At 46.1% G+C, this 12,611-nt stretch carries 9 protein-coding genes; 5 read left to right on the plus strand and 4 right to left on the minus strand.

What is annotated here, in order from left to right:
- Positions 1-342: 342 nt before the first annotated feature.
- Positions 343-2,709, minus strand: a complete 2,367-nt coding sequence (gene ppsA / locus JJU34_RS09350) for a phosphoenolpyruvate synthase (RefSeq protein WP_228692090.1) — start codon at positions 2,707-2,709, stop codon at positions 343-345.
- Between the two features lie 248 nt (positions 2,710-2,957).
- Between ppsA and JJU34_RS09355 the strand changes: the two genes are divergently transcribed.
- The 3 genes from JJU34_RS09355 to JJU34_RS09365 all read left to right on the plus strand — a co-directional run bounded on the left by JJU34_RS09355 (position 2,958) and on the right by JJU34_RS09365 (position 6,246).
- Positions 2,958-4,046: an efflux RND transporter periplasmic adaptor subunit gene (locus JJU34_RS09355; RefSeq protein ID WP_228692091.1), complete on the plus strand. Its 1,089-nt coding sequence runs from the start codon at positions 2,958-2,960 to the stop codon at positions 4,044-4,046.
- 155 nt (positions 4,047-4,201) lie between these two features.
- Positions 4,202-5,461, plus strand: coding sequence for an FtsX-like permease family protein (locus tag JJU34_RS09360; protein WP_228692092.1), 1,260 nt, complete (start codon positions 4,202-4,204; stop codon positions 5,459-5,461).
- Positions 5,462-5,562: 101 nt separating this feature from the next.
- Positions 5,563-6,246 (plus strand): ABC transporter ATP-binding protein, encoded by a 684-nt coding sequence (locus JJU34_RS09365; RefSeq protein WP_228692093.1) that lies wholly within the window; start codon positions 5,563-5,565, stop codon positions 6,244-6,246.
- Positions 6,247-6,353: 107 nt separating this feature from the next.
- Here the strand turns inward: JJU34_RS09365 and JJU34_RS09370 are convergent, their stop codons facing one another.
- Together JJU34_RS09370 and JJU34_RS09375 are read right to left on the minus strand one after the other, a co-directional pair.
- Positions 6,354-6,530, minus strand: a complete 177-nt coding sequence (locus tag JJU34_RS09370) for a histone H1 (protein ID WP_228692094.1) — start codon at positions 6,528-6,530, stop codon at positions 6,354-6,356.
- Between the two features lie 45 nt (positions 6,531-6,575).
- On the minus strand, positions 6,576-7,826 hold the full coding sequence (locus JJU34_RS09375; protein WP_228692095.1) for an aminotransferase class I/II-fold pyridoxal phosphate-dependent enzyme: 1,251 nt from the start codon (positions 7,824-7,826) through the stop codon (positions 6,576-6,578).
- Between the two features lie 216 nt (positions 7,827-8,042).
- Between JJU34_RS09375 and accC the strand changes: the two genes are divergently transcribed.
- Positions 8,043-9,545: an acetyl-CoA carboxylase biotin carboxylase subunit gene (gene accC, locus JJU34_RS09380; protein WP_228692096.1), complete on the plus strand. Its 1,503-nt coding sequence runs from the start codon at positions 8,043-8,045 to the stop codon at positions 9,543-9,545.
- Entirely contained in the window at positions 9,542-10,138 is a 597-nt protein-coding gene (locus tag JJU34_RS09385; protein WP_228692097.1) for a Maf family nucleotide pyrophosphatase, read from the plus strand. Before accC ends, JJU34_RS09385 begins: the two co-directional genes overlap by 4 nt.
- Before the next feature lie 33 nt (positions 10,139-10,171).
- On the opposite strand, the gene JJU34_RS09390 is transcribed toward JJU34_RS09385, so the two are convergent.
- On the minus strand, positions 10,172-12,610 hold the full coding sequence (locus JJU34_RS09390; RefSeq protein WP_228692098.1) for a leucine-rich repeat domain-containing protein: 2,439 nt from the start codon (positions 12,608-12,610) through the stop codon (positions 10,172-10,174).
- Position 12,611: the final 1 nt, after the last annotated feature.

A 12,611-nucleotide genomic window follows, 5' to 3' on the forward strand; every position in this document is an offset into this window, starting at 1 on the left:
CCCACCGGATAAACCTGAACGGAGAGTCCATGAGAAAGGGGATTTTAAAAAATGAATAAATAATTTTAACTACTTTGCACCTTCTTTTGGAGTGGCACCATTTGACCGAAAACGCTGGCATGGTCCGACCGAAATATCCAAATACACCCTATGATTCAAAATACCCTGCCTATAAGGCTCAATCTGTGTCTTGATTCGCTCGATTTTTTCGTTCATTATTTCTGCATTTCACTACCGGTGTCCTGAATATTTCCTTGAACAACCGGCGTCCTTGAAAAATTCAACCCAAAGTAAAAAACAGGGTAAAGCACTTTTTGTTTACCCTTTTCGAACTTGTTTTGGTCACGATTCGGCATGTCGGATATTCTCTATCCCCCTCAGCAACGCATCGGGGTTAAAAGAAATGCTATCTATTCCCTGATTTACTAAGAAGCGGGCAAAGTCGGGATGGTCACTGGGTGCCTGTCCGCATAAGCCAATTTTCTTTCCATTCTTCTTGGCTGCTTGGATCACCGAAGAAAGCATGAAGGTAACCGCCTCGTTGCTTTCGTCAAACAAGTCCGCCACGATGGCCGAGTCCCGGTCTATTCCCAAGGTAAGTTGGGTGAGATCATTGGATCCAATGGAAAACCCATCAAAGATTTCCGAAAATGCCTCTGCCAATATCACATTGCTGGGTATTTCTGCCATGACATACACTTCCAGACCATTCTTGCCACGTTCCAAACCAAAATCAGCCATAACATCCAACACACGTTTTCCTTCTTCTACAGTCCGGCAAAATGGAATCATCACCTTCACATTCGTAAACCCCAGTTCATCCCGTAGTACCCGGACGGCCTCGCATTCCAGCCCGAAACCTTCCTTGTACCGGTCGTTATAATACCTAGATGCGCCTCGGAAGCCCAGCATGGGATTCTCCTCGGTCGGCTCAAAGGATCCCCCTCCTATCAGCTGGGCATATTCATTGGTTTTGAAATCACTCATACGGACGATCACCTCTTTCGGATAAAATGCAGCGGCCACAATCGCCAAGTGCTCCGAAAGCGTCTCCACGAAATAGCGCTTCTTGTCCTCGTAGTTTTGGGTGATCGCTGCAATGGCTCGCTTATCATTTCCATCAGGGAGCGATGCATACTGTACGAGTGCCATGGGATGAATCTGGATCGTGTTCGTTATTATAAACTCCATTCGAAGCAAACCCACTCCTTCGTTGGGGTAAAAAGAAAGGCGAAAGGCTTTAAACGGATCTGCCAGGATAAACATCGGTTTGGTTTTGGTCGGCTCCATCACTTCCAGATTCACTTCCTTTTCAGACCATTCCAGCTTTCCCTCATAAATTATACCTTCATCTCCCTCGATACATGAAACCGTAATCACCTGCCCATCCTGCAGCTTATCGGTTGCATCGCCGGTTCCGACTATCGCATGAATTCCCAGTTCCCTTGCCACAATTGAGGCGTGGCTGGTTCTTCCGCCCTTGTTGGTCACAATGCTGACCGCTTTCCGAAGCATGGCGTTCCAATCGGGGTTGGTAATATCTGCCACGATAATATCGCCTTCCTGCACTTTGGGGGCATCTGCCAGCGACCTAACAATGCACACCCTCCCGCTACCAATTTTTGCACCGACAGCCTTGCCCTTCAGCAGTGGCTTTGCCTTGCTATGTAGGGTATACTCGGTGATGCTCACACCCGTGTGCTGCCCGTGAACCGTCTCCGGCCTTGCCTGAACAATAAATAACTCATCGGTGATACCATCTTTTGCCCATTCTATATCCATAGGCATGCCATAGTGCAGCTCAATCTGCCGACTCCAAGCGGCCAATACCTCCACTTCAGCGAGCGACAAGGAGAAACTGTTTCGCTCCGATTGGCTTGTCCTGACATTTAGTACGGGCTTCTCCCCGCGCTGCCCATACACCATCTTATTTTCCTTCTCCCCCAACCTCTTGTAGATCACAGATTGCCTGGCATGTACGCCTATAGATGGCTTAAAGGCATAAAACTCATCTGGATTGACCGCTCCCTGAACCACATTTTCGCCCAAGCCCCAAGCAGCGGTCAAATAAATAATGTTGTCAAAACCAGTTTCCGGATCAATGGTAAATATGACCCCTGCACTTCCCTTATCGGACCTTACCATTCGCTGTACACCTACGGACAGGTAGACATGCATGTGGTCAAACCCATTATCTATTCGGTATTTGATTGCGCGGTCATTGAATAGGGAGATATAACACCGATGCACCGCACGAAGAACCTCCTCCTTCCCTTCAATATTCAAAAAGCTATCGTGCTGTCCGGCAAAGCTCGCTGTAGGAAGATCCTCAGCCGTTGCCGAGCTGCGAACGGCCACCGAAATGGCCTTGCCTTCAGACAAAGCGCGAAATGCCTGCAAGTATTCCTCCTGCATGTGGCCCGAAAATTTCCCGGAACTGATCAATTCACGACAGTTTTTGCCAACCTCCGCCAGATTGCTCAGCTTTTCGGTATCCAGCTGATCAAGTTGGTGCTGGAGCTTATTAAAAAGATCATTTTCATCCAAGAAGTGCCTATAGGCCTCGGCAGTTGTGGCAAAGCCGTCCGGAATTCGAATACCAAATGGCTGAAGAGCATGAATCATCTCTCCCAAGGAGGCATTTTTACCTCCTACGGAGGACACATCTGTATTTCGTAGTGCTTGGAAGGGTATCGTGTAGGTAGACATGATAGTTTATCTTGGGTTTCTTACGGATGAGTGAATATACGCGCGCAAAAAGTCAAAAAACATGACCTATATCAGATATTAAACTGAATTTCAATCAGCTGTAGGCCACACCCGGTGATATCCTGCTGTATAGTCGGGATTCGACCGACTTAGCTCGGAATCTTTGCCCTTTTTGCCACAGATTTGCGTGCCAGTCCTACCATTTCGTTGGATATTATAGTAACTTCACTCGCTCAAAACACAGCAGCATGAAATCTATCGTCATCCTTCTTTTGCTATTTTTATGGATGGGTCTTTTATCCTGCGGGTCATCCGGCGAACGTACCTATCCCCAACGCGAGCATATTACCGAATCTGTCTATGCCTCCGGGTCTATCAAGGCCCGCTGCCAGTACCAGGCATTCACCAATGCGGTCGGGACTGTTCAGGAAGTATTCGTATCGGAAGGAGACACCGTAAGGGAGGGAACACCCATCCTATCAATCTTCAATGAATCGGCAAGGCTTAATCGCGAAACGGCCGAGCTTAACCGTGCCTTTGCAGACAAACAGACCAATGAAACCAAACTTCGGGACTTGGAAATAACAATTGCTTACACCAAAGCAACGTATCAAAACGATTCCTTACTTTACCAGCGCCAACAGCGCCTAAGAGACCAGGGAATTGGCACCGCGGTAGAGCTGGAGCAGCGACAGCTAGCCTTCGAAAATTCAAAATCCTCGCTAGAAGGATTACAAATTCGGCGCATTGATCTTCTTAGAGAACTGGAGTTCAACGAACGCAGTGCCTCCAAGAACCTCGCCATCACCCGCGCATTGGAAAGCGATCTGATCCTAAAAAGTCAGGTGACCGGCAAGGTATATGCCCTTCTCAAGGAAAAGGGAGAAATGGTCAATGCCCAAACGCCGCTGGCAATAATCGGCAGTGCTGACGAGTTTTTACTCGAAATGCAGGTGGATGAATTCGATATCGTAAAGGTGAAGCGGGGACAGACTATCCTGATAACTATGGACAGCTACCGTGGGGAAACGTTTGAGGGAATAGTCACCAAAATAAATCCATTGATGGACGAAAGAAGCAAGAGCTTTCAAGTAGAAGGAACGTTCATCCGGCAGCCCCCGGTCCTTTATCCCAACCTAACACTGGAAGCAAACATCGTGATCCAACGTAAAGAAAATGCCCTGACCCTGCCAAGAGCCTTTATACTCAATGAAAGCCAAGTAATTAGCGCTAGCGGGGATACCCTTTCGGTTCAGTTGGGTATAAAGGACTACCAAAAAGCCGAAATAATCTCAGGATTAGACGAAAAAACCGAGGTTAAAAAACCGGCCCGATGAAATCGAGCCTGCCTACCGGACGAGCAGGGATTCCATCTGATCATTAAAAATCAAATATAGACACATGAAATCAAGCATGACGTAGCCGTCACACACTGGGATGACTATAAACCATGCGAGATTCCATCTGACCATTAAAAATCAACTATAGACAGATGAAATTCTCCCTAATAATCGATATAGCCAAATCCCTGATGGGCGCACGCCTGAAGCAGACGGCTATCGCGGCAACGGGCGTGGTGTTCAGCATCACCATGTTCGTTGCTCTTCTGGGATTTATGAACGGTCTGAACAAATTGTTGGATGGATTGATCCTCAATCGCACAGCGCATATACGCTTCTATAACGACATAAAGCCCAGCTCAAACCAACCCATCGAGCTGGATCAACGCTTTGGCTCCTTTTATAACATCATCCGATCTATCAAGCCTGCCGCCAGCCGGTTGAACATATATGACAACGAAGCCATTATGAAAACGCTGAGAATGGATCCAAGGGTTCTTGGCGTTGCGCCCAAACTTTCCTCTCAGGTTTTTTATAATGTGGGTACCATTGACATCACCGGCATCATTGACGGCATAGAGGTAGAAGAAGAAAACCGTCTATTCGCTTTCAGCGATTATGTAACCGTCGGGAATTTTATTGACCTAAAAAATACTGCTAACAGCATCATCTTGGGAAAGGGGGTGGCCGATAGGATCATGGCTGATATTGGCGATGTCGTGCAGGTCACTACCTCCCAAGGCAACCGGATCCAACTAAAAGTCGTCGGTTATTTCCAGTCTGGACTGGGTGACTTGGACAATGTTCAAAGTTATGCGGCCATTTCAACCGTCCAAAAAATGCTTGGTGAGCCCGCTTCGTTCGTGACGGATATCCAGGTGAAGCTAAACGATTTCACGTTGGCCCCCGCCATGGCGACGGAATACCGTGAGATATTCCAGATTGATGCGGATGACATCCAAACGGTAAATGCGCAGTTCGAGACAGGAACACAGATCAGGACCTTGATCAGCTACGCCGTAGGCATCACGCTGCTCGTAGTGTCTGGATTTGGTATCTACAACATACTAAACATGATGATTTATGAAAAAATGGACACCATTGCCATCCTAAAGGCAATTGGGTTTTCCGGTACTGACGTCAATCGAATATTCATCACGATCGCGCTGACGATAGGTGTAATTGGAGGAGCTCTGGGACTGGTTTTTGGCTTTCTCGCTGGTTTGGGTATTGAACGGATTCCGTTTGAAACGGAAGCACTTCCCACTGTAAAAACCTTCCCGGTAGATTTCAACCCTAAGTATTACCTAATAGGTGGTATTTTCAGCCTGATTACCACCTACCTTGCTGGCTATTTCCCGGCGAAAAAGGCTAGTGGTGTCGATCCTGTTGAAATCATCAGAGGAAAATAACCACCAATGCCAGGTTCTGCAAATGGAAAACCCTTACAGAAACGCCACCGGAACCAATACCGTCTTTACGTAGCACTACAAGACTATTCCCACAAAACACCATGGAAGGAAGACTCGTTTTAGAAGCCAAAGGAGTAAACAAGTATTTCTATAGCCCAGACAAAACGCAGGTGCTTAAGCATGTAAGTTTTCAAGTGAAGCGAGGGGAATTTGTTTCTGTCATGGGCAAATCGGGATGCGGAAAATCGACGCTGCTGTATATCATGTCCACCATGGATACAGATTATGAAGGAGAGATCCGCATTGACGGAGAGCTAATCACTGGAAAATCAGCCAACTACCTTTCCGCTATACGGAATCAAAAAATCGGTTTCGTCTTCCAGTTTCACTATCTTTTGAATGAATTTTCGGTATTGGAGAATGTGATGATCCCAGGTCTAAAGCTCGACCAAAAACCCCGACAAGAACTGGAACACATTGCCATGGAAAAACTGCGCATTTTCGACATGCAAGACCATGCGCTGAAAAAAGCCAATCAATTGTCAGGAGGACAAAAACAGCGCGTGGCCATAGCCCGTGCACTGATGAATGACCCTTTGCTGATTATGGGTGATGAACCCACCGGTAATCTGGACAAAAAAAACTCCGATATCGTCTTTAATATTTTCAAAGAGCTCGCAGCAGAATTTCACCAAACGATGTTGATTGTAACCCATGATCCTGAATTTGCAGACGGGACTGACCGAACCATTGAGATGGAGGATGGCTATGTTATTCGCCAGTAAATCCCCTCTAGGTAGAGATTTTCCGGGCTGTTTAGGGAACTGGGGGCCGAAAAAAATACAGAAAAATGGGTAAAAAAAACGGTCAAGTTTCCTTGACCGCCTAGTAATTACTCCGCATTTTTAATATCCTGTACTTCCTTGCGAATATCCTGAGCAAGGTTTTTCAGGTCTTGCAGCCCTTTTCTCACCCGAGTACCAGCTGCCTGGTTCTTTTTTTCATAGAATTTCTCAAAGTCATCCTCCATGGACATGACGAGGTCCTTAATTTCACTGAATCTGCTCATAGTCAAAAGTATTAAAGTTGATAAAGGTTTAATATAGTGTACAGGTTATTCACCAAAGGAAGTAGCTAGTTCGGTCTGATTGTAGTAGCCACTGGCAAGCTTCTCTTTAATAGCCTCAAATGCCGCAATGGTCTCTGCCACATCATCCAGCGAATGGACAGCAGTAGGAATCAACCGGAGAATGATCATCCCTTTTGGCACTACCGGATAAATTACTACCGAGCAGAATATGTTATAATTTTCACGTAGATCCTTACTTAGCGTGGCAGCCTCTCCAACGGTACCGTTAAGCACCACCGGTGTAACGGGTGATGTGGTTGTTCCTATACTAAACCCTTTTTCACGCAGTCCATTTTGGAGTGCATTCACCACCTTCCAGAGATTTTCCTTCAGTTCTGGCATCGTCCTTAGCATTTCCAGACGCTTCAAAGTACCCTCCACATAGATCATGGGAAGTGATTTGGCAAAAATCTGAGAACGCATATTGTATTTCAGGTACAAAATAACCTGCTCGTCTCCAGCGATAAAACCTCCAATTCCCGCCATGGATTTAGCGAAGGTGGAGAAATATAGGTCAATTTCGTCCTGAACACCCTGTGCTTCACCAGCTCCGGCACCTGTCGCTCCCATCGTTCCAAAACCATGGGCATCATCCACCAATATTCGGAAAGAATATTTCTGCTTCAATGCAGCGATTTCTTTCAGGTTACCCATGTTGCCGGTCATCCCAAAAACGCCCTCTGTGATCACCAAAATACCTCCTCCGGTCTCAGCCGTCAACCTCTCCGCACGCTTAAGTTGCTTCTCGAGGTTCTCCATATCGTTGTGGGGAAAGACAAACCGCTTACCCATATGCATACGCAAGGCATCTATGATACAAGCATGGCACTCGGCATCGTAAACGATCACATCCTTACGGTCAACCAAGGAGTCAATCACACTCATGATGCCCTGATACCCGTAGTTGAGGACATAGGCCTTCTCCTTGCCTACAAACTTGGCCAGTTCATCCTCCAATTTTTCGTGTAAGTCCGTCTGCCCAGACATCATACGAGCCCCCATAGGGTACGCTGCCCCCCATTTAGCGGCAGCATCTGCATCGACTTTCCTTACCTCAGGGTGATTGGCCAGACCCAAGTAATTATTAAGACTCCACGTAAGTACTTCCTTACCCTGAAACCTCATCCTTGGGGCAATCTCTCCTTCCAATTTCGGAAACATGAAATAACCTTCTGACCTCCCTGAATGCTTGCCCAATGGCCCGAGGTTGGTCTGTAACTTTTCAAATAGATCCAATGCTATAATTGTTTTTGTAAAACAAAACGGAATTTAAAATTCGCTTGAATTTTAACCCTCAAAACTAACACAAAATCCACTTGGACGCAAAAAAACTGCTACTTTTAGCGGATTCTTTCCGTTTACCGATGAATTTTGGCTAGTTTAGCAACAACGCTTTTTGGGCAAAAGCTGCTAACCAAGCACCTGCAAAAAGAAATAGAAAAACGGGATTTTATGAAAATTAAGAAATTACTAATCGCAAATCGAGGGGAAATCAGCCTACGTATCATAAAATCGGTCAAAGAAATGGGTATTCAAACGGTCGCCGTTTTTAGCGAAGCTGACCGGAATTCACCCCACGTGCTGGCTGCAGACGAAGCCATTTGCATCGGTCCTGCCCCAGCCTCGGAGTCATACCTCCGAATGGACAAGATAATTCAGGCTGCCAAAGACCTACAAGCAGATGCGATTCACCCCGGTTACGGTTTTCTGTCCGAGAACGCGGAGTTTGCCGAAAAAGTGGTCGCTGCAGGGATTACCTTCGTGGGGCCTTCTTCTGATTCCATTGCGTTAATGGGGAGCAAGCTCGAAGCAAAAAAAGCTGTCTCCGCCTATGACATTCCCCTAGTCCCGGGAACGGACGAACCCATTCAGCGCGTGGAACTAGCAAAGCATATCGCAGCCGAAATCGGATACCCCATATTGATTAAAGCGAGTGCTGGCGGGGGAGGCAAGGGAATGCGGATCGTACAGGATGAGCAGGAATTTGACGCTCAGATGGAAAGAGCGACCTCTGAGGCCCAATCGGCATTTGGAGATCCCGCCGTTTTTATTGAAAAATACATCGAATCTCCCAAGCATATCGAAATACAACTACTTGGCGACCAACATGGAAATATGGTGTACCTTTTTGAACGGGAATGCTCGATCCAACGGCGACACCAAAAAGTAATCGAAGAAGCCCCCTCTCCTGTACTGACACCCGAAATACGTAAGAAGATGGGGGAAGCGGCCATTCTGGTGGGAAAATCCTGTGGTTATTATGGAGCAGGAACGGTTGAGTTTCTAGTGGATAAAAACCTGGATTTCTATTTTTTAGAGATGAATACACGCCTGCAAGTTGAGCACCCCGTCACGGAATGCATCACCGGCTTGGATTTGGTAAAAGAGCAGATCAAAATCGCAGAAGGAGCCCGTCTTTCTATTTCACAGGAAAATCTGCAAATCCATGGTCATGCCATTGAAGCCAGAATATATGCGGAAGACCCCGAAAACCAATTTCTCCCAGACACCGGCACCCTGATTACCTACACTCCGCCCAAGGGGCCGGGTATCCGCGTGGACGACGGATTCGAAGAAGGAATGCCTATACCGATCCACTACGACCCTATGATAGCAAAACTGACGGTACATGCTGAGACTAGAGAATTGGCGATAGAAAAGATGAAACAGGCACTGGTCGATTTTAAAATTTCCGGTATCAAAACAACCATCCCCTTCTGCCACTATGTGATGACACATCCACAATTTACATCCGGAGCCTTTACCACCAAATTTGTAGAAAACTATTTTGAACCTTCCAAACTTCAGCCGGTACTCAGCAGCGAGGAAATGCTTGTAATGGCTGCATTTGCCGTCTATTGGAAAGAAGAGCAGGGATACACATCGTCCCATCAGCTATCGCAACCATTCGAAAACGCGTCCAAATCCAGTTGGAAAACCCGAAAAATAAGATGAGCGAGGCTCCACTTCACAACGTTAACAAATCAAAAAGGCACATCGTCCTAGCTTCAAATTCCCCACGCCGCAGCGAACTTCTAAAAGGACTCGGTGTCGAATTTACGGTAAGAACCCTTCCGATCGATGAGTCGTTTCCAGCAGATCTGGAAGGTACTCAAGTTGCCGGTTATTTGGCCGCGAAAAAAGCCGCTGCCTACGCCTCGGATATTCGCGAAGGAGAAATTTTCATTACAGCGGATACTGTTGTGGTTGCCAATGGATCAATCCTTAATAAACCGGAAAATGCCGAGGAAGCTCATGAAATGCTCAATGCCCTGTCTGGTAAAAAACACGAAGTAATCACGGCGGTAGCTATCTTTGATCAACAGCGCAAATCAGTGATTGAAGACCGGACAATCGTATGCTTCCGAGACCTTCGAAAAGAAGAAATTGAATATTACGTGAAGCAGTTTAAGCCCTTTGACAAAGCTGGGGCCTATGGTATCCAAGAATGGATCGGATATATCGCCGTAGAGAAGATCGAGGGATCCTATTATACGGTTATGGGTCTTCCGGTCCATTTGGTGTATCAGACGCTCCGGGAGTGGTGAATAAAGACGCTTTCCGAAGGCCAAAAAAACTTATCAATAATATCGCACATCACAGCTTGGATTCGACTTCTTAAAGTTATCAACAGCTCGCTGATTAATTCGGGTATTAAAACAAACCAAGCGCTCTAAATTGATCAAATGCATGATAGGTTTGATAGACTTCACATTGGTACTTGCAATATCCAACTCCCTGAGATCATACAACGTCTCTAATCCCCTTAGCCGCGTGATGTTTGTACCTGACAGCACCAACTTTTTGAGCCTGCTAAGCCCCGCTATAGGTCGTAAATCCTCTACCCCCGTGTTGGATAGATCCAACTCCTCTAAATAGGCGAGGTTGGCTAAGGGGACTAAATCCCTTACAGGCACTTGGGACATTCTCAAAGAACCCAGGTTTTCCAAACGGGAAATAGCACTTATGTCCTGTAGCGGAGCATTGTGAATAGAAAGACTTCGCAGGTTAAAGAACACCAACACCTCCTCCAGGTTCAACACATCAGCGTCTTCTATTAAAACACTTGACTTAGAGGTCATAAAATGTAACTCCTCCGAGGTGGGAGACTCAGAAAGGTTGAACTGACCCCTGAAAATACCTTCCCATTGGCCACTCAAGGATCCCCACCAAGCAATGAGTTCTTCACTCCGGTACACAACGGTTGCCTTTGACAAGATAGTCGCCAACGACTCGGCATCCCACTTCGCAACTTCCGTAGCGTCGATGTCTACGTATTTCAAATTCAACAGCGCTTTGATCGGTTCAATGTTGGAAACCTTAGTTCCTTTGAGATATAACCGCTCTAAGGCCTTTAATTCTCCCAATCCATCTACACTAGCCACCTCAGTATGGTTAGCACTAAGGGTGGTCAGCGTCTTCATTTCTACCAAAGGAGTCAGATCCTGAACCTTTGTATTGTCCAATGCCAAAAAGAAAACTTTCTTAAACTTGAGTGCAGGCCTGAGATTGGTAACTTCAGATCCAGATAAGTTTAACGAATCAATGCTTACCAACTCTGAAAGCTCCTCTACGGAAGGGTTCCGGAAGTTCATACTCGGAAATAGTTCGAGAAGCGCCTTGTTCCAACCATCCGGTAGCGTCTCCCACCAAGTCTGCAAATTCTCTACATTGTGAATCAACAAAATCCGGCGATTTCGCCTGGCAAATTCATCCGCACTTTGCTCGGAGATCGAGGACCTATCGGCGTAAATTCTGCGGATATTGGTAGAACCATTCAATGCAGCCAAAGAACTCACCTCGGTGCCATTGATATTGATTTTCCAAAGTTGTTTTAGTTCGGATAGTGGGCTTAAGTCCAAAATATTGGTCCCCTCCAAGTTGATATCTTCGAGGGCAGTAAGCGCCGATAGAAACCCGAAATTTATCAGAAAATTATCTTTGAGATTCAGTGACTTAAGACTCTTCAGTTCGTTAATATTCTCGATGTTATTGAAACCGCTAGCCTCCAGATCCAGGTTCTCCAACGCTTTGAATTGATTCAATACACCAAAACCCAATAACCCCGTTCCTGCCACGCGAAGGTCTACAAGATTTTTTAAATTCAATAAATCGTCAATATCCTTCACCCCCGTTTTGGAGATATTTAGGTGTGTCAACCTATCCGAATATTTGATAAACTGTATATCCTCCGTGGGCGTGTTGGAGATGTCTAAATACGAAAGAAACGTCACATTGCTGATTGGTGCCAGTTCGCGAATATTCGTGTTACTGATATCAATGTACTTGAGATCGTTGAGGGCTTGTATGGGCGTAAGGTCTATGATGAGACGATTTCCAGAAAGATCCAACGTATCAAGTCCGCTGATGCGATAAAGGTCATCTACAGTGACCGAATCCTCCTCTTGCATGTGAAACTTTTCCCGGAAGTAATTGCCCCACTCGTAGGATAAGGTACTCCACCATTCGCTGAGTTCTTCATCCCTACTCAGCCGCGTGGTATACATGCTGGCAATTTTCAGTTCTTTAGATCTCTGATCGTAGTTAACCTCCACAAAACGGTTCTTGGTATTTTCTATTTTTTCACCATTGATACCCGTGCCCGAGAGGGTTCTATCCATGGCTATTTCAAAAAACAGGTCCCCCTTGTCGTTCAGCTTAGGTTTTACTTCTTTTACCTTAAACTGAAACGCCACATCCTTGAAAAAAAACTCCACATCCTTGAAATAGGCCGTGATGTTCTTGTTTGTGATGACTTTTCGGTCTAGGAGCAGATCATCTTCCACCTGCACTTTATCATCTCTAAAAATCTTCTTATAGCTTTCCCTGATAATCACATCCTTATCCCGGGCATGACTGTCCTTACTGCCCACGGTATTCAATAGGTACTGTAAAAACCTTACCTGCTCCTCCACCTCTTGCGTAAGGTCTTTGATCTCCTGCTTGGTAAACCCAGGAATGTCCTGAGCGCGCACACCGAAAGATCCCAGCAGCAAGCTCAAGACAAAAAAGTATTTCATG

The sequence above is a fragment of the Lunatimonas sp. genome (genome assembly GCF_020832325.1).
Classification (GTDB): Bacteria; Bacteroidota; Bacteroidia; order Cytophagales; family Cyclobacteriaceae; genus Lunatimonas.

Excerpts from the sequence above, each read along its gene's own strand:
- JJU34_RS09390 (WP_228692098.1), bottom strand. The coding sequence starts at position 12,610 with ATGAAATACTTTTTTGTCTTGAGCTTGCTGCTGGGATCTTTCGGTGTG.
- accC (WP_228692096.1), top strand. The coding sequence starts at position 8,043 with ATGAAAATTAAGAAATTACTAATCGCAAATCGAGGGGAAATCAGCCTA.
- JJU34_RS09355 (WP_228692091.1), top strand. The coding sequence starts at position 2,958 with ATGAAATCTATCGTCATCCTTCTTTTGCTATTTTTATGGATGGGTCTT.
- ppsA (WP_228692090.1), bottom strand. The coding sequence starts at position 2,709 with ATGTCTACCTACACGATACCCTTCCAAGCACTACGAAATACAGATGTG.
- JJU34_RS09360 (WP_228692092.1), top strand. The coding sequence starts at position 4,202 with ATGAAATTCTCCCTAATAATCGATATAGCCAAATCCCTGATGGGCGCA.
- JJU34_RS09385 (WP_228692097.1), top strand. The coding sequence starts at position 9,542 with ATGAGCGAGGCTCCACTTCACAACGTTAACAAATCAAAAAGGCACATC.
- JJU34_RS09365 (WP_228692093.1), top strand. The coding sequence starts at position 5,563 with ATGGAAGGAAGACTCGTTTTAGAAGCCAAAGGAGTAAACAAGTATTTC.
- JJU34_RS09370 (WP_228692094.1), bottom strand. The coding sequence starts at position 6,530 with ATGAGCAGATTCAGTGAAATTAAGGACCTCGTCATGTCCATGGAGGAT.